The organism is Pseudomonas sp. PvP028 (assembly GCF_017832255.1).
GTDB lineage: Bacteria > Pseudomonadota > Gammaproteobacteria > Pseudomonadales > Pseudomonadaceae > Aquipseudomonas > Aquipseudomonas syringae.
The window spans coordinates 1,378,474-1,400,896 of record NZ_JAFIBL010000001.1; the positions used below are offsets into that span (position 1 = coordinate 1,378,474).

At 57.7% G+C, this 22,423-nt stretch carries 18 protein-coding genes; 12 read left to right on the forward strand and 6 right to left on the reverse strand.

The window, feature by feature from the left end:
- The first annotated feature begins 3 nt into the window (after nucleotides 1–3).
- Complete coding sequence (gene trkA / locus JOE34_RS06190) at nucleotides 4–1,377, forward strand: Trk system potassium transporter TrkA (RefSeq protein WP_003315933.1); 1,374 nt, start codon at nucleotides 4–6, stop codon at nucleotides 1,375–1,377.
- A gap of 154 nt (nucleotides 1,378–1,531) precedes the next feature.
- Complete coding sequence (locus JOE34_RS06195) at nucleotides 1,532–3,895, forward strand: FdhF/YdeP family oxidoreductase (protein WP_010422983.1); 2,364 nt, start codon at nucleotides 1,532–1,534, stop codon at nucleotides 3,893–3,895.
- A 68-nt stretch (nucleotides 3,896–3,963) separates the two neighbouring features.
- Here the strand turns inward: JOE34_RS06195 and JOE34_RS06200 are convergent, their stop codons facing one another.
- Nucleotides 3,964–4,851, reverse strand: a complete 888-nt coding sequence (locus JOE34_RS06200) for a lysophospholipid acyltransferase (RefSeq protein WP_003304634.1) — start codon at nucleotides 4,849–4,851, stop codon at nucleotides 3,964–3,966.
- A gap of 38 nt (nucleotides 4,852–4,889) precedes the next feature.
- Nucleotides 4,890–5,441 carry a DNA-3-methyladenine glycosylase I gene (locus JOE34_RS06205; protein ID WP_010422981.1) on the reverse strand — a complete coding sequence of 184 codons (552 nt, stop codon included), beginning with the start codon at nucleotides 5,439–5,441 and terminating at the stop codon, nucleotides 4,890–4,892.
- Nucleotides 5,442–5,521: 80 nt separating this feature from the next.
- Between JOE34_RS06205 and glyQ the strand changes: the two genes are divergently transcribed.
- The 5 genes from glyQ (at nucleotide 5,522) to hopBF1 (ending at nucleotide 10,985) form a co-directional block, all read left to right on the forward strand.
- The gene (gene glyQ, locus JOE34_RS06210) at nucleotides 5,522–6,469 is read left to right on the forward strand and encodes a glycine--tRNA ligase subunit alpha (RefSeq protein ID WP_002551326.1); all 948 of its coding nucleotides are present in this window, start codon (nucleotides 5,522–5,524) and stop codon (nucleotides 6,467–6,469) included.
- The gene (glyS, locus tag JOE34_RS06215) at nucleotides 6,466–8,520 is read left to right on the forward strand and encodes a glycine--tRNA ligase subunit beta (RefSeq protein ID WP_010422975.1); all 2,055 of its coding nucleotides are present in this window, start codon (nucleotides 6,466–6,468) and stop codon (nucleotides 8,518–8,520) included. The genes glyQ and glyS overlap by 4 nt, the downstream gene beginning before the upstream one ends.
- A 12-nt stretch (nucleotides 8,521–8,532) precedes the next feature.
- Nucleotides 8,533–9,075: a D-glycero-beta-D-manno-heptose 1,7-bisphosphate 7-phosphatase gene (gene gmhB / locus JOE34_RS06220; protein WP_003340124.1), complete on the forward strand. Its 543-nt coding sequence runs from the start codon at nucleotides 8,533–8,535 to the stop codon at nucleotides 9,073–9,075.
- Between the two features lie 65 nt (nucleotides 9,076–9,140).
- Complete coding sequence (locus JOE34_RS06225) at nucleotides 9,141–9,911, forward strand: lysophospholipid acyltransferase family protein (RefSeq protein ID WP_010422968.1); 771 nt, start codon at nucleotides 9,141–9,143, stop codon at nucleotides 9,909–9,911.
- A 468-nt stretch (nucleotides 9,912–10,379) separates the two neighbouring features.
- A complete protein-coding gene (gene hopBF1 / locus JOE34_RS06230) occupies nucleotides 10,380–10,985 on the forward strand; it encodes a T3SS effector protein kinase HopBF1 (RefSeq protein ID WP_096115555.1) in 606 nt (201 codons plus the stop codon).
- Nucleotides 10,986–11,127: 142 nt separating this feature from the next.
- On the opposite strand, the gene gyrB is transcribed toward hopBF1, so the two are convergent.
- The 4 genes from gyrB to dnaA are packed head-to-tail and all read right to left on the reverse strand — an operon-like array spanning nucleotide 11,128 to nucleotide 17,353.
- On the reverse strand, nucleotides 11,128–13,545 hold the full coding sequence (gyrB, locus tag JOE34_RS06235) for a DNA topoisomerase (ATP-hydrolyzing) subunit B (protein ID WP_209995300.1): 2,418 nt from the start codon (nucleotides 13,543–13,545) through the stop codon (nucleotides 11,128–11,130).
- A 4-nt stretch (nucleotides 13,546–13,549) separates the two neighbouring features.
- A complete protein-coding gene (gene recF, locus JOE34_RS06240; RefSeq protein ID WP_010422957.1) occupies nucleotides 13,550–14,653 on the reverse strand; it encodes a DNA replication/repair protein RecF in 1,104 nt (367 codons plus the stop codon).
- A 22-nt stretch (nucleotides 14,654–14,675) separates the two neighbouring features.
- Nucleotides 14,676–15,779: a DNA polymerase III subunit beta gene (gene dnaN / locus JOE34_RS06245; RefSeq protein ID WP_032659497.1), complete on the reverse strand. Its 1,104-nt coding sequence runs from the start codon at nucleotides 15,777–15,779 to the stop codon at nucleotides 14,676–14,678.
- A gap of 38 nt (nucleotides 15,780–15,817) precedes the next feature.
- A complete protein-coding gene (gene dnaA, locus JOE34_RS06250; RefSeq protein WP_003437057.1) occupies nucleotides 15,818–17,353 on the reverse strand; it encodes a chromosomal replication initiator protein DnaA in 1,536 nt (511 codons plus the stop codon).
- A gap of 584 nt (nucleotides 17,354–17,937) precedes the next feature.
- Here dnaA and rpmH point away from each other — a divergent pair.
- The 5 genes from rpmH (at nucleotide 17,938) to mnmE (ending at nucleotide 21,871) form a co-directional block, all read left to right on the forward strand.
- On the forward strand, nucleotides 17,938–18,072 hold the full coding sequence (gene rpmH, locus JOE34_RS06255) for a 50S ribosomal protein L34 (RefSeq protein ID WP_002551315.1): 135 nt from the start codon (nucleotides 17,938–17,940) through the stop codon (nucleotides 18,070–18,072).
- A gap of 16 nt (nucleotides 18,073–18,088) precedes the next feature.
- On the forward strand, nucleotides 18,089–18,490 hold the full coding sequence (rnpA, locus tag JOE34_RS06260; RefSeq protein WP_002551314.1) for a ribonuclease P protein component: 402 nt from the start codon (nucleotides 18,089–18,091) through the stop codon (nucleotides 18,488–18,490).
- Nucleotides 18,483–18,728: a membrane protein insertion efficiency factor YidD gene (gene yidD / locus JOE34_RS06265; RefSeq protein ID WP_002551313.1), complete on the forward strand. Its 246-nt coding sequence runs from the start codon at nucleotides 18,483–18,485 to the stop codon at nucleotides 18,726–18,728. The genes rnpA and yidD overlap by 8 nt, the downstream gene beginning before the upstream one ends.
- A gap of 2 nt (nucleotides 18,729–18,730) precedes the next feature.
- Entirely contained in the window at nucleotides 18,731–20,422 is a 1,692-nt protein-coding gene (gene yidC, locus JOE34_RS06270) for a membrane protein insertase YidC (RefSeq protein ID WP_003315945.1), read from the forward strand.
- Nucleotides 20,423–20,500: 78 nt separating this feature from the next.
- Complete coding sequence (gene mnmE / locus JOE34_RS06275; protein WP_003421520.1) at nucleotides 20,501–21,871, forward strand: tRNA uridine-5-carboxymethylaminomethyl(34) synthesis GTPase MnmE; 1,371 nt, start codon at nucleotides 20,501–20,503, stop codon at nucleotides 21,869–21,871.
- Nucleotides 21,872–22,423: the final 552 nt, after the last annotated feature.

Below are 22,423 nucleotides of genomic sequence, written 5' to 3' on the forward strand. Positions count from 1 at the left end.
CGCGTGAAAATCATCATTCTGGGTGCAGGTCAGGTAGGCGGTACGCTGGCCGAGCATCTGGCGGGCGAAGCCAACGACATCACCGTGGTCGACACTGACGGCGACCGGTTGCGCGATCTGGGCGACCGCCTGGACATCCGCACCGTGCAGGGCAAGGGCTCCTACCCGGCGGTATTGCGTCAGGCCGGCGCAGATGACGCCGACATGCTGGTCGCGGTGACCAGCAGCGACGAAGCCAACATGATCGCCTGTCAGGTGGCCCATACGCTGTTCCACACGCCGACCAAGATCGCGCGCATCCGTGAGGCGGCGTACCTGACACGCGCAGGCCTGTTCGATAAAAACGCGATCCCGGTCGACGTGCTGATCAGTCCGGAGCAGGTCGTCACCAACTACATCAAGCGTCTGATCGAATACCCCGGTGCGCTGCAAGTGATCGACTTCGCCGAAGGCAAAGCGCAGCTGGTCGCGCTCAAAGCCTACTACGGCGGCGCGTTGGTCGGACAGCCGCTGCGCCAGCTACGGGCGCACATGCCGAATGTCGACACACGCATCGCGGCGATCTATCGCCGCGACCGGGCGATACTGCCGCATGGCGACACGGTCATCGAGGCCGACGACGAGGTGTTCTTCATCGCCGCCAAGGCTGATATTCGCGCCGTGATGGGCGAACTGCGGCGCCTGGACGAGAACTACAAACGTATTGTCATCGCCGGTGGCGGCAACATCGGCGAGCGTCTGGCTGAGGCCATCGAAAGCCGCTATCAGGTGAAGATCATCGAAGTGAGCCCGGCGCGCTGCCGCTATCTGTCGGAGCACCTGGACAGTACAGTGGTTCTGCAGGGCAGCTCATCGGACCGCGATCTTCTGCTGGAAGAAAACATCAGCAACACCGACCTGTTCCTGGCGCTGACCAACGACGATGAAGCCAACATCATGTCGTCGCTGCTGGCCAAGCGTCTGGGCGCACGCAAGGTAATGACGCTGATCAATAACCCGGCTTACGTCGACCTGGTGCAAGGCGGCGAAATCGACGTTGCGGTCAGCCCGCAACTGGCAACCATCGGCACGCTGCTGGCCCACGTGCGCCGCGGTGATATCGTCAGCGTGCATTCGCTGCGACGCGGTGCAGCCGAAGCCATCGAGATCGTCGCTCACGGCGACTCGAAATGCAGCAAGGTCGTCGGCCGCGCCATCAAAGACATCAACCTGCCGACCGGTACGGCAATCGGTGCAGTCATCCGCGACGAACAAGTGCTTATCGCTCATGACATCACCGTGATCGAATCCGGTGACCATGTGATCATGTTCCTTGTGGACAAGAAGTGCATCCGCGAGGTCGAGCGGCTGTTTCAGGTCGGCCTGAGCTTTTTCTGAACCGCTCCTGAACAGGGTATGACCCTGACTGAACCTCTTGCCGACGCGCCCTGTCGGCAACGCTCGTCGACTCGGGCGAATTCTCTCTGAGCCCGTGTATCTCAGACACACGAGCATCATGCCTTCACGGGCTTTATGAGAGAGAACACACCCCATGTCCGAATCGGAAAATTCCCAGGCCCCGCTTCAGGGATCACAGACCGACGGCACACCGGCGGGTGGCTGGCCCGCGCTCAGTGCGGTCAACAAGCACCTGCTGCACCAGCATGTGCTGATCAAGGGCAACCGCACGCTGATGTCCATGAACAAGCCTGGCGGCTTCGACTGCCCCAGTTGCTCCTGGCCGGACCCAAAGAAGCCGCATACCTTTGAATACTGCGAGAACGGTGCCAAGGCACTGGCCTGGGAATCGACCAAGAAACGCGTGACGCCCGAGTTCTTCGCCCGGCACACAGTCAGCGAACTGGCGACCTGGAGCGATCATGACCTGGAAGCAGAAGGCCGTATTACCGAGCCGATGCGCTACGACGCCACCACTGACAAATACCTGCCGGTCACCTGGGACGAAGCGTTCGCCGAGATCGGCGAAGAACTGCGCGGCCTGAGCGATCCGTGGAAGCTGGAGCTGTACACCTCCGGGCGCACGTCGAACGAAGCCGCCTTTCTCTATCAGCTGTTCGGTCGCCTGTACGGCATGGCCAACTTCCCTGACTGCTCGAACATGTGCCATGAAACTACCACCGCGGCGCTGCCCGAGTCGATCGGGGTCGGCAAAGGCACCACGACGCTGGAAGATTTCGAGAACGCCGACGCGATTTTCATCATCGGCCAGAACCCCGGGACCAACAGCCCGCGCATGATGTCCGAGCTGCACGCCGCCGCGCGCCGGGGCGCGAGCATCATCTCGTTCAACCCGCTGCGGGAGAGGGCGCTGGTACGTTTTGCGGCGCCGCAGGACCCGCGCGACATGCTCAGTCTGCATGGGGTGGAAATCAGCTCGCAGTACCATCAGGTCAGGATCGGCGGCGACATGATCGCCCTGCAAGGCGTTTGCAAGGCCGTGATCGAAGCCGATGACGTGGCGCAGCGTGAAAACCTGCCGCGTGTCCTCGATGTGGCGTTCATTGAAGAACACACCCATGGCTTCGAGCAGTACGCCGATTATTGCCGACAGTTGCCCTGGGACATCATCGAGCGCCATTCGGGTTTGACGCGTCAGGCCATCGAAGAGGTGGCGACGGTCTATAAGCGCTCGAAGGGGGTCATCTGCTGCTGGGGGATGGGCGTCACTCAGCACAAGCGTGGCGGTGATGCCATGCAGCAGATCATCAACCTGCTGCTGTTGCGCGGCAACATCGGCAAGCTCGGTGCGGGCGCTTGCCCGGTACGTGGACACTCCAACGTACAGGGCGACAGAACGATGGGCATCTATGAAAAGGCCGGCGAACCGTTTCTGGCCAGCATGAGCAAGGTGTTCGGTTTTGAAGCGTCCAGAGAAAAAGGCCATGCCGTGGCCGAGACCTGCGAAGCCCTGTTGCGTGGTGAGGTGGAAGCGCTCATCTCCATGGGCGGCAATTTCTTCCGCGCCATTCCGGACACCGATGTGATCTGCCCGACCGTCAGCCGCCTGAAAATGACGGTGCTGGTCAACACCAAGCTCAACCGCAGCGCGACCGTCCATGGACAGAAGGCCTTTCTGCTGCCATGCGTGGCGCGTTCGGAACGCGACCTGCAGAACGGCGTGGCGCAAACCATCACGGTGGAGGACTCGATGTCGATGGTGCACGGTTCGACCGGCATGCTGGAGCCTGCGTCGAAACATCTGATTTCCGAAATCGCCATCATTGCCGGTATCGCCAAAGCGACGCTGGCGCCCAATCCCAAGGTGGACTGGGACAGCTATGTGGGCGACTATGCCTGGATTCGCGACAAGATCGAAGAAGTGCTGCCCGAACAGTTCTATGACTTCAATCAGCGCATCCTCGAACCTGGAGGGTTCCGTCTGCCCAATGCTGCCAGTGAACGCAAGTGGGACACCGAGTCGGGCAAGGCCAACTTCCTCTTTCCCGAAGGCATCTACGACGAAGACGACACGCCGCCGGGCGCCGAGCATTTGCAGTTGATGACGATCCGCAGCCATGACCAGTTCAACACCACGGTGTATTCCAACGATGACCGTTATCGGGACATCTTTGGCGATCGCATGGTGGTGATGCTCAACCCGCAGGACATCGAACGCCTGGGGCTGAAGGCCGGGGACTACATCGAGTTTCAGACGGCGCTCGACCCGACCACGGCGCGGCGTGCAGCGGGTTTCAAAGTCATTCCCTACGACGTGCCCCAGGGTTGCTGCGCCGCGTACTACCCGGAAACCAACGGCCTGCTGCCACTGGCCAACCGGGATAAACACGGCAACACCCCTGCAGCCAAATCCATCCCGGTGAACCTGATACGAATGAGTCCGGAAGGGACTCAGGTGGCGCTGGGACGACGCGGGTTGATTGCGGCGGCCAGTTGAGGGAAACACTATCGTGCCCATGCTCCAGCGTGGGCATGCCGTTCCGGACGCTCCGCGTCCGTTCTTTCCTAGTACCAGCGCGCCTCGCCTGGCGGGCGTTTCTTGAAGCGTTTCATCGTCCACATGTACTGGCTCGGGTACGCCCGCACATATTTCTCGACCACTTTGCTCATCGCAGCGGCCGAGGTTTCGGTGTCGGTGCTGTACATCGCTTCAGGCGCGGCTTCGAGGACCACCTTATAGCCCGAACCATCCGGCAGGCGCATGGCGTGCAGGAATACGCCGACTGCCTTGCCACCGGCCAGCATGTTCGGCACGAACTTGCTGGTCAGCGCCTGGGTACCGCAGAAGGGCACGAAGATGCCGGCTGATTCGGCCGGCTCCGGATCGGCCGGAATGCCCACCGAGCCGCCTTTGCGCACTTCCTTGATGACACTGAGAATGCCTTCCTTGGTCGACGCCGCCACCCGGTTGCCCAACTGCACACGCTGCTTGCGCAACAGATCGTCCACGGCTTTCAGCTTGGGTGGACGATAGAAAATGATCGGCTTGCACTGGCTGCAATAGAAGTGATTGAGCACTTCCCAGTTGCCCAGGTGACTGGTGATGCCGACCACGCCCTTGCCGGAGGCCAGCGCGTCCTTGAGCACATCGAGCCCTTCGACTTCACGCACCAGGTCGATCGATTTCTGTGCCGGCCAGATCCACGCACAGGCGCTTTCGGTCAAGGTCTTGCCGATGTCCATGAGACTGCGGCCGACGAGCTTTTCCAGCTCTGGCTCGCTCAACTCGGGGAAGCACTTGGACAGATTTATCCGCGCCACTTCCCGCGAACGGTTGGGCAGCTTCCACATCAGCCAGCCAATCGCGGTGCCTGTCCACTGCACAGCGCGCCATGGCAACAGCGCAAACAATCGCAACGCCCCGACCATTACGGCGCCTTTGAACTTATCCACAGATGACTCCCAGATTCTCGAGGCGGGTAGTGTAACCGTCAGCGGCTCAGGATCGCATACCGATCGCAATCGACGGTGTGGTCCATGACCATGCCGCTGGCCTGCATGTAGGCGTAACAGATGGTCGGGCCGACAAAGGTGAAACCGGCCTTTCTCAGTGCCTTGCTCATCGCTTCGGCCTCGGCGGTAATCGCCGGGACTTCGCTGCGATCCTTGAAGTGATTGATCTTCGGGGTACCGCCAACAAACGACCAGAGCAGAGCGACCGGATCTTCCAGCGCCAGCCAGGCCCGCGCATTGGTGCGCACGGCCTTGAGTTTGAGGCGGTTGCGGATGATGCTCGGATCGAGCATCAGCGCCTCTATTTCGGCATCGCTCAGCTGCGCCAGGCGCTCAACGTCAAAACCGTGCAGCACTTCGCGATAACGCGCCCGCCGCTTGAGAATCGTGATCCACGACAGCCCGGCCTGGAACCCTTCGAGCAAAAGCAACTCGAAGAGCTTCTGCGCATCGCGCAGCGGCACTCCCCACTCCTGATCGTGATATGCGATGTACAGGGGGTCTTCGTTGCACCAAAAGCAGCGTGTCATAGGGCTCCCAACGAGTGGACGTGCGGCCGAATCGGGTATACTCCCGCTCTTTGAATCGCAGCCCAGCACAGGTGAAATTTGTGAGCCAGCCTACGCCAGCCGTGCGTACCTTCCAAGACTTGATCCTCGCCCTCCAGCAATACTGGGCAGAACAAGGTTGCGTGGTACTTCAGCCCTACGATATGGAAGTAGGCGCCGGCACGTTCCACACTGCCACGTTTCTGCGCGCCGTAGGCCCGGAAACCTGGAACGCCGCTTACGTACAGCCAAGCCGTCGCCCGACTGACGGCCGCTACGGCGAAAACCCGAACCGCCTGCAGCACTATTACCAGTTTCAGGTGATTCTCAAGCCGAATCCGGACAACTTCCAGGAACTGTACCTGGGCTCGCTCAAGCACATCGGCCTCGATCCGCTGGTGCACGACGTGCGCTTCGTCGAAGACAACTGGGAATCGCCGACGCTGGGCGCCTGGGGTCTGGGCTGGGAGATCTGGCTCAACGGCATGGAAGTCTCGCAGTTCACCTACTTCCAGCAGGTCGGTGGTCTGGAGTGCTACCCGGTCACCGGCGAAATCACCTACGGCCTCGAGCGTCTGGCGATGTACCAGCAGGGCGTGGACTCGGTCTACGATCTGGTCTGGGCTGACGGCCCGTTCGGCAAAGTGACCTACGGCGACGTGTTCCACCAGAACGAGGTGGAGCAGTCGACCTACAACTTTGAACACGCCAACGTCGACAAGCTGTTCGAGCTGTTCGACTTCTACGAAAGCGAAGCCGCACGCCTGATTGAGCTGGAGCTGCCATTGCCCGGCTACGAAATGGTCCTCAAGGCCTCGCACACCTTCAACCTGCTGGATGCCCGTCGCGCGATTTCCGTGACGGCACGTCAGCAATACATCCTGCGCGTACGCACGCTGGCCCGCTCAGTGGCTCAGGCCTACCTGCAGGCCCGGGCCCGTCTCGGCTTCCCGATGGCGCCGCCCGATCTACGCGATGAAGTGTTGGCCAAGCTGGAGGCAGCGCAATGAGTGCTCAAGATTTTCTGGTCGAACTGGGCACCGAAGAACTGCCACCCAAGACCCTCGTCTCACTGGCCGATGCATTTCTCGCCGGCATTGAAAAAGGCCTCGCTGGCGCAGGTCTGACCTACAGCGCCAAACAGGTCTACGCCGCACCGCGTCGTCTGGCCGTACTGATTACCGCACTGGCCACGCAACAACCGGATCGCAGCGTCAACCTCGACGGCCCGCCGCGTCAGGCAGCGTTCGATGCCGACGGTAATCCGACTCAGGCCGCCCTGGGCTTCGCCAAGAAGTGCGGCGTCGACCTGAGTGAAATCGATCAGAGCGGCCCGAAACTGCGTTACAGCCAGACCATCCTCGGCAAGCCGACGACGTCCCTGTTGCCGACCATCGTCGAAGACTCGCTGAACGACCTGCCGATCGCCAAGCGCATGCGCTGGGGGGCTCGCAAGGAAGAGTTCGTGCGGCCGACCCAGTGGCTGGTGATGCTGTTCGGTGATCAGGTAGTCGATTGCACGATCCTCGCCCAGAGCGCGGGTCGTCATTCGCGCGGTCATCGCTTTCATCATCCGCAAGACGTGCGCATTTCTTCGCCTGCCGGTTACCTCAGTGACCTGCGCGCCGCTCATGTACTGGCCGACTTCAACGAACGTCGCCAGATCATCAGTAAACGCGTCGACGAACTGGCCGCCCAGCAGGAAGGTACCGCCATCGTGCCGCCAAGCCTGCTGGACGAAGTCGCCGGTCTGGTCGAGTGGCCGGTTCCGCTGGTGTGCTCGTTCGAAGAGCGCTTCCTGGAAGTCCCTCAGGAAGCCTTGATTACCACCATGCAGGACAACCAGAAGTATTTCTGCCTGCTGGACGGCACCGGCAAACTGCTGCCGCGCTTCATCACCGTGGCCAACATCGAGAGCAAGGACCCGGCACAGATCATCGCCGGTAACGAGAAGGTGGTTCGTCCACGCCTGACCGACGCCGAGTTCTTCTTCAAGCAGGACAAGAAGCAGAAGCTGGAAACCTTCAACGATCGCCTGAAGAACGTCGTGTTCCAGGCGCAATTGGGCAGTGTGTTCGACAAGGCCGAACGCGTGTCGAAACTGGCCGCCTACATCGCCCCCCGCATTGGCGGCGACGCCCAGCGTGCAGCGCGGGCCGGTCTGCTGTCCAAGTGCGATCTGTCGAGCGAGATGGTCGGCGAGTTTCCGGAAATGCAGGGCATTGCCGGTTACTACTACGCCAAGGCCGACGGCGAACCTGAAGACGTCGCACTGGCGCTCAACGAGCAGTACATGCCACGTGGCGCGGGTGCCGAACTGCCGACCACGCTGACTGGCGCTGCGGTAGCCATTGCCGACAAGCTCGACACACTGGTCGGCATCTTCGGGATCGGCATGCTGCCTACCGGCAGCAAAGACCCTTATGCACTGCGTCGCGCTGCGCTGGGCATCCTGCGTATCCTGATCGAGAAGAAGCTCGACCTGAACCTGATCGAAACGGTGAAATTCGCCGTTACGCAGTTCGGCGCGAAGATCAAGCCAGCCGGTCTGGCGGAACAGGTCCTCGAGTTCATCTTCGATCGTCTGCGCGCGCGTTACGAAGACGAAGGCGTCGACGTGGCGGTGTACCTCTCGGTACGCGCCCTGCAACCCGCTTCGGCGCTGGATTTCGATCAGCGCGTCCAGGCGGTCCAGGCCTTCCGCAAACTGCCACAGGCCGCTGCACTGGCCGCAGTGAACAAGCGTGTATCGAATCTCTTGAGCAAGGCCGAGGGCAGCATTGCCCAGACCGTCGAGCCCAAGTATTTCGACAACGCCAACGAGTTCTCGCTGTACTCGGCCATCCAACAGGCCGATCACGCGACCCAGCCGATGGCTGCCGAGCGTCAGTACAGCGAATCGCTGGCGCGTCTGGCGATGTTGCGTGAGCCGGTCGATGCATTCTTCGAAGCCGTCATGGTCAACGCGGAAGACGCCAACGTGCGTGCCAACCGTTATGCCCTGTTGTCGCGTTTGCGCGGTCTGTTCCTCGGCGTCGCCGACATCTCGCTGCTGGGCTGACAAGGAGTCGCTGTGAAACTTCTGATACTCGATCGGGATGGCGTGATCAATCATGACTCCGACACTTACATAAAGTCGGTGGCGGAGTGGCTGCCCATTCCTGGCTCGATCGAAGCTATCGCAGCGCTGAGCAAGGCCGGCTGGACGGTGGCCGTCGCCACCAACCAGTCGGGCATTGCCCGAGGTTATTACGATCTGGCCACTCTGGATGCCATGCACGTGCGCTTGCGCAAGCTGGTGGCGGAGCAGGGCGGCGAGCTCGGTTTGATCGTCTATTGCCCGCATGGGCCAGACGATGGCTGTACCTGCCGCAAGCCAAAACCCGGCATGCTGCAGGCCATCGCCCGTCATTACACAGCGGACCTCAAAGGTCTCTGGTTCGTGGGCGACAGCAAGGGTGACCTGCAGGCCGCATTGGCCGTCGATTCGCAGCCTGTGCTGGTGATGACCGGCAAAGGACGCAAGACGCTGGAAGGCGGAGTGCCGGCAGGCACATTGATTTTTGACGATCTGGCGGCAGTTGCCGCAGAACTTATCCACAATAGCGCTCACTGAACAGTCAGCTCTTCAGGTTCAGGACGCTCAAGGAGCGGGCACCTGCCCGTACGGTAAACGTAACTATGTCGATCATGCAGGCAATCAGGACCTTCTTCTTTTACCTGTTGCTGGGCACCAGCTCGCTGTTGTGGTGCACGTTGAGTTTTTTCATTGCGCCTTTTCTGCCGTTCAAAGCCCGCTATCGCTTCATTAACGTCTACTGGTGCCGCTGCGCCATCTGGCTGACCAAGGTGTTCCTTAACATCAAGGTCGAAGTGACTGGCGCTGAAAACGTCCCGAAAACCCCCTGCGTGATCATCTCCAACCATCAGAGCACCTGGGAGACCTTCTTTCTGTCGGCGTATTTCGAGCCCATGAGTCAGGTCCTTAAGCGTGAACTGCTGTATGTGCCGTTCTTTGGCTGGGCGATGGCAATGCTGCGCCCGATCGCCATCGACCGCGAAAACCCGAAAGCCGCACTCAGGGAAATTGCCAAGAAGGGCGACGAGCTGCTCAAGGATGGCGTCTGGGTATTGATCTTCCCGGAGGGCACACGCGTGCCTTACGGCCAGGTCGGCAAATTCTCTCGAGGCGGTACTGCACTGGCAGTGAACGCTGATCTGCCTGTGCTGCCTGTCGCGCACAACGCAGGCAAGTACTGGCCTCGCGACGGCTGGGCGAAAAAACCAGGCACCATTCAATTGGTAATCGGCGAGCCAATGTATGCAGAAGGCACAGGCCCACGCGCCATTGCAGCGTTGAATGACCGTGTGCAGACCTGGAATGAAAACACACAACGCGCGATGGGTTCGCCTGTCGAGCCTGCAGCAACTCCCGAAAAAGTCCCGGCGTGATTTTGTGGATAACCTGTGTACGGTTTTTCTGAAATCGATGAAAAAGACTGCTTAACCTGTTCATTCGTATACATATTTTTTCAGGCTATAAAAACCTGAAAAACGTGCATAAGTTTTAATGATGTATCAGAAACCGACCTGTAAGAGGTCGGTTTTTTATTGGCTCGCAATTAACCATGGCCAGCACAGTACCGACGGACAGCAGTGGAATATGGGTCCGGACCAAGACAGTAAGCTGGCCTGCATCATAGAAGCATAGCTCGTCATCAACCACGATCGACGGCCAGCAGTCTTGCCCATGAGTGGCCGATCCGATCCTACTTGACCAATACAACGTATCTAATCTGTGCAAAAAAGCCGCTAAGCAGGGAACCCAACTCACTCAATGCTTCACTCATTGCACAGGATAGCGACGACTCGGCTCGCGAATCACACACCAGTAAACTCGAATACACAGCGGTGACCATTATGCCAATTGTTTCCAGTGCTGCCTCCATCCAGCGACATCCGGGTATCCAGGATGTCGCCGCGCCTACCGAACTTACTTCAATCCCTTCCGTGGGCGAAAAGCTTGGAAGCGGAAGTCAGAAGGATGTTTATCATTCTCGGCAGGATCCACGGCAATGCATATGCCTGATCCGGCCAGACACAACCGGGATTATTTCCGGAAATGAATACGCAGCAAAAGAGCTGAAGATGACCAAACACCTGAAAGACCTCGGGTTTCCGGTCGTTGATGCATACGCCTTAGTCAAATACGATAACAAGGTCGGGATAGCGAAAGACTACATCCATCATGCGCTGGACTCCGAAGACGTTATCCATAACCGTAAACACATTCCAACTGACATGGCTTTCAATAAAAACGTTATGAAGGACTGTGATGAGATCATATCCAGACTCAGAACCCATAGCCTGCACATTGAAGACTTACAGTTCCTGATCGATGGGTATGGTCGGGTGCGAATCAATGACCCAAGAGATGTGATCCGGTCGTCGCCAGAAAAAAGCATCGCTAAAGTTCGAGAATTGCGCGCCATTGCGTTGAACAACCTGCTGGACGACAGTGATTAAAAGGCCCTGAACAGCCTCAGATGGCGCAGGTTGCATTTTGTAGAAACAGGGAAGGGGGTAGCGCCGTCGACTGACGAGCAGGCCAAACTCCACAAACAAAAACCCCGGCTTTCGCCGGGGTTGGTGTTCGATCACGCTTTCATCAGAAGTCGAGGTTGGACACGGCCAACGCATTACTTTCAATAAAGTCACGGCGTGGCTCGACCGCATCACCCATGAGGGTGTTGAAGATCTGGTCAGCGCCGATGGCGTCTTCGATGGTGACTTTCAGCATGCGGCGCACACTCGGGTCCATGGTGGTTTCCCACAGCTGGTCCGGGTTCATTTCACCCAGACCTTTGTAGCGCTGGATGGTGTGGCGCTTGGTGCTTTCGGCCATCAACCAGGCGAGGGCTTCCTTGAACTCGTTGACGGGCTTCTTGCGCTCGCCACGTTGCACGTAGGCACCTTCTTCCAGAAGCGTGCTGATCTGCGCGCCCAGAGCGGTAACGGTCTTGTAGTCGTTGCTGCCGAAGAAGTCGCGGTTGAAGGTGACGTAGTTCGACAGGCCGTGGGAGATCAGTTCGACCTCTGGCAGCCAGACGTTGCGTTCACGGTCTTCACGCAGGCTGGCCTTGTAGACCAGACCCGACTTCTCGCCGGTGCGCAGACGCGCGTCGAACAGTGCCAGCCAGGCTTGCATGCCCTCGTGGTCAGACAGCTGCTCGAGCGTGATCGGCGGCAGGTAGACGAAGTGCTCGGTCAGTTCCTGTGGGTACAGACGCGACAGGCGCTTGAGGGTCTTCATGACCATGCGGAAGTCGTTGACCAGCTTCTCCAGCGCAGTACCGGAGATACCCGGTGCCGATTCGCTGAGGTGCAGGCTGGCGTCTTCAAGGGCCGACTGGGTCATGTATTCTTCCATGGCCTCGTCGTCCTTGATGTACTGCTCCTGCTTGCCTTTCTTGACCTTGTACAGCGGCGGCTGAGCGATGTAGATGTAGCCACGCTCGATCAGCTCAGGCAACTGACGGAAGAAGAAGGTCAGCAGCAGGGTACGGATGTGCGAGCCGTCGACGTCAGCATCGGTCATGATGATGATGTTGTGATAACGCAACTTGTCGATGTTGTACTCTTCACGGCCAATACCGCAGCCCAGCGCAGTGATCAAGGTGCCCACTTCCTGCGAAGAGATCATCTTGTCGAAACGCGCTTTTTCAACGTTGAGGATCTTGCCCTTGAGCGGCAGGATGGCCTGGGTTCTACGGTTACGCCCCTGCTTGGCTGATCCGCCAGCAGAGTCCCCTTCCACCAGGTACAGTTCGGAGAGGGCAGGGTCTTTCTCTTGGCAGTCCGCCAGTTTGCCCGGCAAGCCAGCGATATCCAGTGCGCCTTTACGACGGGTCATCTCACGCGCCTTGCGCGCAGCTTCACGGGCACGGGCTGCGTCGATCATCTTGCCGACAACCGCTTTGGCTTCGTTCGGGTTTTCCAACAGAAAGTCGGAGAAGTACTTGCCCATTTCCTGTTCGACAGCCGTTTTGACTTCGGACGAAACCAGCTTGTCCTTGGTCTGCGAGCTGAACTTCGGATCAGGCACCTTGACCGAAATGATCGCCGTCAGACCTTCACGCGCATCATCGCCAGTGGTCGCGACCTTGTGCTTCTTGGCCAGACCTTCCTGCTCGATGTAGTTGTTCAGGTTACGCGTCAGCGCAGAACGGAAACCCACCAAGTGAGTACCGCCATCACGCTGCGGAATGTTGTTAGTGAAGCACAGCAGGTTCTCGTTGAAGCTGTCGTTCCACTGCAAAGCAATCTCGACACCGATACCGTCATCACGCTGGATGTTGAAGTGGAACACTTCGTTAACCGGTGTTTTGTTGGTGTTCAGGTACTCAACGAACGCGCGCAGACCGCCTTCGTATTTGAACAATTCTTCCTTACCGCTGCGCTCATCCTTGAGGACAATGCCGACACCGGAGTTCAGGAAGGACAGCTCACGAATCCGCTTGGCCAGAATGTCCCAGCTGAAGTGGATGTTCTTGAACGTTTCAGCGGACGGCTTGAAGTGGATCTGAGTGCCTGTGCTGTCACTTTCACCGACGATCTTCATCGGTTCCTGTGGAACACCATTAACATAGGTCTGTTCCCAGATCTTGCCGCTACGGCGGACCGTCAGCAACAGAAGCTCTGAAAGGGCGTTAACCACAGAGACACCTACACCGTGCAAACCACCGGATACTTTGTAGGAGTTGTCATCGAACTTACCGCCAGCGTGGAGCACGGTCATGATGACCTCGGCTGCAGATACGCCTTCTTCTTTATGCACGTCTACCGGAATACCGCGGCCGTTGTCGCGCACGGTGATAGATTCGTCTGGGTGGATGATGATGCTGATGTCGTCGCAATGGCCTGCCAATGCTTCGTCGATCGAGTTATCAACCACCTCGAACACCATGTGGTGCAGACCGCTGCCATCGTCTGTATCACCGATGTACATTCCGGGACGCTTGCGTACGGCATCAAGTCCTTTCAGCACCTTAATGCTGGACGAGTCGTACGTTTGGTTTTCGCTCATGCAATCACTCCCGATGGTCGTGGGTCTGGGTGATACGGCCTTGTTCCACGTGGAACAAAGCGACTGGCGTTTCCGTCTGCCAGCCTTCCCTCAAAAATTCTTGATCTACACAGGTGATAAAAACCTGGCAGCGTAATTCTTCCAGCAAGCGGCAAAGCGCGCGTCGATGGTTGTCATCCAGTTCGGAGGGCAAATCATCTACCAGGTAAATACACTGGCCTCGACGGACCTGGCTGACCAGATGTCCCTGAGCAATACGCAGTGCGCAGACCACCAGCTTTTGCTGACCGCGAGACAGAATATCTGCCGCATTGTGCGCGCCTAATCTAAGGCGCAGGTCAGCTCGTTGTGGTCCGGCCTGGGTGTGGCCCATTTGCTGATCGCGGTGGAGGGAAGAGGCGAGCACTGTACTTAGCTCTTTTTCCTTGTCCCATCCTCGGTAGTAGCTCAGGGTCAAACCTTCAAGCTCAACAAGTTCGCTCAAAGTCTGTTCAAAGACCGGCTTCAGTGCCTTGATATAAGCCCGACGGAACTCGTCGATCTCATCACTTGCCGAGCACAGCTCACGGTCCCATGCCGCCTGTGAAGCGGCGTCAAGTGTACCATGCCGAAGCCACGAGTTCCGCTGCTTGAGGGCCTTCTGCAGGCGCTGCCACGTAGCCATAAAGCGAGGTTCCACGTGGAACACTCCCCAATCCAGAAACTGCCTGCGTATCTTCGGCGCACCTTCGAGCAATCGGAAGCTGTCGGGGTTGATGAGCTGCAGCGGCAGAATTTCTGCTAGCTGCGCTGCGCTTCTGGCGTTTTGCCCGTTGATACGAATCTGGAACTCGCCTTGGCGGTCGCGTGAAACACCTAGATTGCTGTGTCCACCTTGCGCAAGATCGACCTGCCCGAAAACCGTACATGACGGCTGCTCGTACTGAATGACAGGCAACAGGCGACTGCTGCGAAACGAGCGGGCGATGCCCAGCAGATGGATAGCTTCCAGCACGCTGGTTTTGCCACTGCCGTTTGCGCCGTAGAGGATATTGATACGCGGGGAGGGGGAGAGGGTCACCGGGTGCAGATTGCGCACCCCGGTGACCGAGACGCGACTAAGAGACATCTAGGTTGCGCTGGACATGAAGTTACAGACGCATCGGCATGACAACGTAGGCGGAGTCGTCGTTATCAGACTCTTGCACCAGTGCGCTGCTGTTGGAGTCAGACAGAATCAGGCGAACCTGCTCAGTCGTCATGACGCCCAGCACGTCGAGCAGGTAGCTCACGTTGAAACCAATCTCCAGCGAATCACCGTTGTATTCAACGCTGATTTCTTCTTCTGCTTCTTCCTGCTCAGGGTTGTTGGCCTGAATCTTCAATTGACCGCTGGCCAGTTGCAGACGGATGCCGCGGTACTTCTCGTTGGACAGAATCGCCGTACGGCTGAACGCCTCACGCAGTGCCTGACGATCACCGAGCACCAGCTTGTCACCACCTTTAGGCAGCACGCGCTCGTAGTCGGGGAACTTGCCATCCACCAGTTTGGAGGTGAAGGTGAATTCGCCAGTGGTCGCACGAATGTGATGCTGACCCAGAACGATACTGACCGTGCCGTCCTGCTCGGTCAGCAGGCGCGCCATTTCGAGAATACCTTTACGTGGAACGATCACCTGATGGCGATCGGCATGTTCGATATCGGCAGACATCGAGCACATGGCCAGGCGGTGACCGTCAGTAGCCACTGCGCGCAAGATACCGGCGCTTACTTCCAGCAACATGCCATTGAGGTAGTAACGAACGTCCTGCTGGGCCATCGCAAAGCTGGTGCGCTCGATCAAGCGACGCAGTTTGCTCTGCACCAGAGTGAACGTCAGCGAGCCCGGACCTTCTTCGACGGTAGGGAAGTCATTGGCAGGCAGTGTCGACAGAGTGAAGCGGCTACGACCGGCCTTGACGATCAGTTTCGATTCGTCGAGCTTGATGTCGATCAGCGCGTCATTAGACAGGCTCTTGCAAATGTCCATGAGCTTGCGCGCAGGAACCGTGATCTCTCCAGGCTCGGCAGGCTCTTCCAGCTGGACGCGGCCAACCAGTTCGACTTCCAGATCCGTACCCGTCAGCGACAGTTGCTGACCTTCGACGACCAGGAGAACATTGGAAAGAACCGGCAAGGTCTGGCGGCGTTCGACGACGCCGGCGACCAATTGCAGGGGTTTCAACAGGGCTTCGCGTTGAATGGTGAAATGCATGGTCTAGTCCCTTGCCTTGATGAGCTGCACTGGCGTTATCACGTAGTCAGAGTGCGCAGCAGGTTCTTGTAGTCCTCGCGGATATCCGCATCGGATTCCTTGAGCTCGTTGATCTTTCGGCATGCGTGCAAGACGGTCGTGTGGTCACGGCCACCAAACACATCACCGATTTCCGGAAGACTGTGGTTGGTGAGTTCCTTGGAGAGCGCCATCGCGACCTGGCGAGGCCGGGCGACAGAGCGGGAACGACGCTTGGACAACAAATCGGAGATCTTGATCTTGTAGTACTCGGCGACGGTGCGCTGAATGTTATCCACACTGACCAGCTTGTCCTGCAACGCCAGCAAGTCCTTCAGCGACTCGCGAATCAACTCGATGGTGATGTCGCGGCCCATGAAGTGCGAGTGAGCGATGACGCGCTTGAGCGCACCTTCAAGCTCACGCACGTTGGAGCGAATTCGCTGGGCAATGAAGAACGCTGCGTCATGAGGCAGATCGACCTTGGCCTGATCTGCTTTCTTCATGAGGATCGCCACGCGGGTTTCCAGCTCCGGAGGCTCGACGGCAACCGTCAGGCCCCAGCCGAAACGCGACTTGAGTCGCTCTTCAAGGCCTTCGATTTCCTTGGGATAGCGGTCGCTGGTCAGAATGACCTGTTGTCCGCCTTCCAGCAGCGCGTTGAACGTGTGGAAAAACTCTTCCTGTGAGCGTTCCTTGCGCGCAAAAAACTGGATGTCATCGATCAGCAGCGCATCGACTGAGCGGTAGAAGCGCTTGAACTCGTTGATTGCATTGAGCTGCAACGCCTTGACCATATCTGCGACGAAGCGCTCCGAGTGCAGGTACACGACCTTGGCATTCGGATTCTTCTTCAGCAGGTGGTTACCCACAGCATGCATCAAGTGAGTTTTACCGAGACCCACACCGCCATAAAGGAACAGTGGGTTGTAGCCATGCTTGGGGTTGTCGGCAACCTGCCAGGCCGCAGCGCGTGCCAGCTGGTTGGACTTACCCTCGACGAAATTCTCGAAGGTGAACGTACGGTTCAGGTAACTGGTGTGCTTGAGCGCACCTTCTACCTGAACGGTGCGCTGTTCTGCGCGAGCGGGCGCTTGTTGCGAGCTGGCACCTGCCATCGGATCAAAGCTGTCACGCGACGGCTCGTTGTGTGCTGCAACGTTCTGAACCGGTGCCGGCGTCGCTACGGCAGCAGCTGGCGCAGCCGTGGCAGGAGCCGGTGCCGAGACGCTGCTCACCGAGTTGGCAGACAGCGCCTGGGAGGCTGCAGCGGCCAATGGCGCATTCGGAGCGGCACGGGGTGCGGAGCTGCGCTTGCTTCCTATTAATAAGGAAAGAGCAGGGGCCATGCCTTGACCGTGTTCGCCAAGAAGCTCAAGCAAACGACCAAGGTACTTTTCGTTGACCCAGTCGAGAACAAAACGATTGGGTGCATACACACGCAACTCGTCGCCTTCGGCTTCGACCTGTAGCGGACGGATCCAAGTGTTGAATTGCTGGGCAGGCAGCTCATCGCGCAAAAGCTCCACGCACTGCTGCCAAAGTTCCACTGACACGGATATCCCCTGAGTTGAAAGCCGGTGAGGCAAAAACAGCCGCCATTGTAACGACCCAGAGGCGACTTATCCACATGTAGGTTGCTCACAGACGGCTATAAATCAACGATTTATGCATGGCCCACACGACAAACGGTCAACGCGTAAGCGCTGTGGATAACCCGTCTTCAGCCCGTTGCATAAGTCGGGCTTGAACTCTGTGCATAACTCGCCTGTGGATAAAGAGGCGTTCCATGCACAGCTTTTCCGAGGGTCCGGCACAGGCAAGGCACCGTTTCTCGACAACCTTTCTGACCTCTGTACACATTGAATAACAAGGGCTGTGTGATGTTATCCACAGAAAAGCTCTGCGTAAGAGTTATAAGCTTTATAAAGAAGCTTTAAATACTCTCTTCTTTTTATTTCTATAACAGGAGCGGGTTAGCGTAGCGGTGAATGAGAAGAAGAGGACGTTCAGCTATAAAAAGACGCCTATGAAGAAAAGCTGGTTGGAAATTGACCTGCGGGCCTGCTTTCTCTAGAATCCCCGGTCTCTTAAAACGGGGGCCATTCCGGCCCGTAGTGGACGAACCAGGTAACACGCCATGAAACGTACTTTCCAACCCAGCACTATCAAGCGCGCCCGCACCCACGGTTTCCGTGCACGTATGGCCACCAAAAACGGCCGCGCAGTTCTTTCGCGTCGTCGTGCCAAAGGCCGTAAGCGTCTGGCAGTTTGATAAATCGGCACAGGAGGTGAGTCGAGACTTCAGTCGGGAAAAGCGTTTGCTCACTCCCCGGCATTTCAAGGCAGTCTTTGACTCCCCTACCGGCAAGGTTCCGGGGAAAAATCTCCTGCTCCTTGCGCGCAACAACGACCTCGATCATCCCCGCCTGGGGCTTGTGATAGGTAAAAAGAGCGTGAAGCTCTCCGTCGAGCGCAATCGTTTGAAACGCCTGATGCGCGAATCATTTCGCCAACACCAAGACAGTTTGGTCGGTTGGGATATCGTGATCGTCGCGCGTAAAGGCTTGGGTGACGTAGAAAACCCTGAACTGATTCAGCATTTCGGCAAGCTCTGGAAACGTCTGGCGCGTAGCCGACCCATTCCGGAAGAAAAATCCGAACCTGCAGGGGTAGACAGTCCAGATGCGTAAACTGGCACTCGTTCCGATCCAGTTCTATCGCTATGCCATTAGCCCGCTGATGGCCAGTCACTGTCGTTTCTACCCCAGTTGCTCCTGCTACGCGTATGAAGCCATCGAAAATCATGGCCTTTTGCGCGGTGGCTGGCTGTCAATTCGTCGTCTTGGTCGCTGTCACCCATGGAATCCCGGTGGTTATGACCCGGTTCCAGCTGTCCCCACCTCCCGTTCTTCTTCGATGGCCGAGTAATCATGGATATTAAACGCACGATCCTGATCGTCGCCCTGGCAATCGTGACCTACGTCGGGGTTCTGAAATGGAACCAAGACTATGGCCAGGCTGCCATGCCGACCCAGAATGTTGCAGCCAGCACCACCGCACCGGGTATTCCGGATACGGCCGCTGGTACTAATGGTTCTGCAAGTGCCGATGTTCCAAGCGCAAACGCTACGGCCAATACGGCTGCAGCACCTCTTGAAACTCCGGCCGTAGCCAGCAAAGACCTTATCCACGTCAAGACCGATGTGCTCGATCTGGCGATCGATCCGGTGGGTGGCGACGTCGTTCAGCTTCGTTTGCCTCTGTACCCGCGTCGTCAGGATCGTCCTGACGTTCCGTTTCAGTTGTTCGACAACGGCGGCGAGCGTACTTTTCTGGCACAAAGCGGCCTGACCGGGACCAACGGTCCTGATGCACGCGCTGCCGGTCGTCCGGTTTACACCTCCACACAAAAGACTTATCAACTGGCTGATGGCCAGGACACGATGGTCGTGGATCTGAAATTCTCGGAAAACGGCGTCAATTACATCAAGCGCTTCACCTTCAAGCGCGGTCTGTACGATCTGGTCATGACTTACGTTGTGGATAACCAGAGCGCACAACCCTGGTCGGGTAATCTGTTCGCGCAATTGAAGCGCGATGCCAGCTCCGATCCTTCTTCGACGACTGCTACCGGCACCGCTACCTATCTGGGCGCTGCCCTGTGGACTGCGGCCGAGCCGTACAAGAAAGTGTCGATGAAAGATATCGACAAGGGCCAGGTCAAGGAAACTGTCCAGGGCGGTTGGGTTGCATGGTTGCAGCACTACTTCGTGACTGCGTGGATTCCGGATCACAACGCAACCAACGCCGTTCAGACCCGCAAAGACAGCCAGGGCAACTACATCATCGGCTTCACCAGCCCGACTCTGTCGGTTGCACCTGGTGCACAAGGTGAAACCAGTGCCACCCTGTACGCAGGTCCGAAAAGCCAGGCGGTACTCAAAGAGTTATCCCCAGGCCTGGAGCTGACCGTCGATTATGGTTTCCTGTGGTTCATTGCCCAGCCTATCTTCTGGCTGCTGCAACATATCCACGCCATCCTCGGTAACTGGGGCTGGTCGATCATTGTTCTGACCATGCTGATCAAAGGCCTGTTCTTCCCGCTCTCCGCAGCCAGCTACAAGTCGATGGCACGCATGCGCGCCGTGGCTCCGAAGCTTGCATTGCTGAAAGAGCAGCATGGCGATGATCGTCAGAAGATGTCCCAGGCAATGATGGAGCTGTACAAGAAAGAGAAGATCAACCCGCTGGGTGGATGCTTGCCTATTCTTGTGCAAATGCCGGTTTTCCTTTCGCTGTACTGGGTACTCCTGGAAAGCGTGGAAATGCGTCAGGCACCATGGATCCTGTGGATAACCGACCTGTCGATCAAGGACCCGTTCTTTATCCTGCCGATCATCATGGGCGCGACCATGTTCATTCAGCAGCGTCTGAACCCGACTCCGCCAGATCCGATGCAGGCCAAGGTCATGAAAATGATGCCGATCATTTTCACGTTCTTCTTCCTGTGGTTCCCTGCCGGTCTGGTTCTGTACTGGGTTGTGAACAACACCCTGTCGATCGCTCAGCAGGCTTACATCACTCGCAAGATCGAAGCCGCTACCAAGAAAGCAGCTGCCTGATCTAACCTGTGAATAAGTTCTACAAGACGCCCCCTAGTGGGGCGTTTTGCTATCCGTCATTTGCCCGGGAGCCGGAGCATGAACGTTCCTCGTGAAACCATTGCCGCCATCGCCACAGCCCAAGGGCGTGGCGGTGTCGGTATCGTCCGGCTATCAGGCCCTCTGGCGGGCAAGGCCGCCGAAGCCATTATCGGCCGGACCCTCAAGCCCCGATTTGCCCACTACGGCCCCTTTGTCGATGACGCCGGCCAGGTACTCGACGAAGGCATTGCGCTGTATTTTCCGGGACCCAACTCATTCACCGGCGAAGACGTTCTGGAACTTCAGGGTCATGGTGGTCCCATCGTTCTGGACATGCTGCTGCAACGCTGCCTGCAACTGGGCAGCCGACTGGCTCGTCCGGGCGAGTTCAGTGAGCGCGCCTTTCTCAATGACAAGCTCGATCTTGCTCAGGCAGAAGCGATTGCCGACCTGATCGAGGCAAGTTCTGCACAGGCAGCGCGTAATGCACTGCGCTCACTGCAGGGTGCTTTCTCACGGCGTGTGGATAACTTGACCGAGAAATTGATCAGCCTGCGCATCTACGTAGAGGCTGCAATCGACTTCCCCGAAGAGGAAATCGACTTCCTTGCCGATGGCCACGTTCTGAAGATGCTCGATGACGTGCGTGCCGAGTTATCCACAGTGCTGCGTGAAGCCGGGCAGGGTGCCTTATTACGCGACGGCATGACCGTGGTGATTGCCGGACGCCCTAATGCGGGCAAATCCAGTCTGTTGAACGCTCTGGCGGGCAGGGAGGCGGCAATTGTCACCGAGATCGCCGGCACCACCCGCGATGTACTGCGTGAACATATCCACATAGATGGAATGCCGTTGCACGTAGTCGACACTGCAGGGCTGCGGGATACTCAAGATCAGGTGGAAATGATCGGCGTGCAGCGCGCACTCAAGGCCATCGGCGAAGCTGACCGGATTCTGCTGGTGGTGGATGCGACCGCGCCGGAGGCAGCAGACCCGTTTGCACTGTGGCCCGAATTCCTCGAGCAGCGCCCGGACCCGTCGAAAGTCACGCTGATACGCAACAAGGCAGATCTGAGTGGAGACCCCGTCGATCTGCAGACCAGCGTTGATGGCCACGTCACCATCAGCCTGAGCGCCAGGTCTGGTGGCGAAGGGCTTGAACTGCTGCGCGAGCATCTCAAGGCCTGCATGGGCTATGAACAAACCTCGGAAAGCAGCTTCAGCGCGCGTCGACGCCATCTTGAGGCGCTGCGCCATGCCAGTGACTCGCTGGAACACGGCAGGGCTCAACTCACCCTGGCGGGCGCTGGAGAGCTACTGGCCGAAGACCTGCGTCAGGCACAGCAAGCGCTTGGCGAGATTACCGGCGCATTCAGTTCCGACGACCTGCTTGGCAGAATCTTCTCTAGCTTCTGCATCGGTAAGTAAACCTCCTGGCATGGCCCGCCCTGGGTCATGCCTTCAAGCACCACAAGACGCCTCTTTCAGCGGCAGCGTTATCCACATACTCGGCTATTTCCTCCTTTAATTTTGCCTCGACACCTGAATCTGACGAGCAGACATGCCCGAGGGAGGGATTTTCTGTGCCTGATTTTTGCTGAAGAGCCGTTTTTTTGTGGATTAAGCCCTGTGAATAACTGCCCTTCAGCTCGGTGGGTAAGCAGGGTGCAAACCTGAAGATAAATGCCCCTGTGGACAAGTGGCTATCTTATCAACAGGCTCAGGACGGTTATCCAAACCCCTCATCCCCACATGAACACAGGCTTTTGAATCTCTGTACACTTTGAAAATAAAGGCCTGTAGAGATCTATCCACAGAAAGGTGGCTCAGTAAGAATAAACATAAAAACAAGGCTTTATAAACTTTCTTTCCTTTTTATTTTCTTTATTCGCGAGTTTTCCACAGCTGGTTAAATTTTGTCCAACGGGTTTCATTCAGGTGGGGTAAGTCCCTATACTTGTCAGCTATCCCAATTTCTCA

Coding starts and splice junctions, on each gene's coding strand:
- gyrB (WP_209995300.1), bottom strand. CDS start 13,545: ATGAGCGAAAACCAAACGTACGACTCGTCCAGCATTAAGGTGCTGAAA.
- rpmH (WP_002551315.1), top strand. CDS start 17,938: ATGAAACGTACTTTCCAACCCAGCACTATCAAGCGCGCCCGCACCCAC.
- recF (WP_010422957.1), bottom strand. CDS start 14,653: ATGTCTCTTAGTCGCGTCTCGGTCACCGGGGTGCGCAATCTGCACCCG.
- dnaN (WP_032659497.1), bottom strand. CDS start 15,779: ATGCATTTCACCATTCAACGCGAAGCCCTGTTGAAACCCCTGCAATTG.
- yidD (WP_002551313.1), top strand. CDS start 18,483: ATGCGTAAACTGGCACTCGTTCCGATCCAGTTCTATCGCTATGCCATT.
- hopBF1 (WP_096115555.1), top strand. CDS start 10,380: ATGCCAATTGTTTCCAGTGCTGCCTCCATCCAGCGACATCCGGGTATC.
- mnmE (WP_003421520.1), top strand. CDS start 20,501: ATGAACGTTCCTCGTGAAACCATTGCCGCCATCGCCACAGCCCAAGGG.
- JOE34_RS06205 (WP_010422981.1), bottom strand. CDS start 5,441: ATGACACGCTGCTTTTGGTGCAACGAAGACCCCCTGTACATCGCATAT.
- JOE34_RS06195 (WP_010422983.1), top strand. CDS start 1,532: ATGTCCGAATCGGAAAATTCCCAGGCCCCGCTTCAGGGATCACAGACC.
- glyS (WP_010422975.1), top strand. CDS start 6,466: ATGAGTGCTCAAGATTTTCTGGTCGAACTGGGCACCGAAGAACTGCCA.
- yidC (WP_003315945.1), top strand. CDS start 18,731: ATGGATATTAAACGCACGATCCTGATCGTCGCCCTGGCAATCGTGACC.
- JOE34_RS06225 (WP_010422968.1), top strand. CDS start 9,141: ATGTCGATCATGCAGGCAATCAGGACCTTCTTCTTTTACCTGTTGCTG.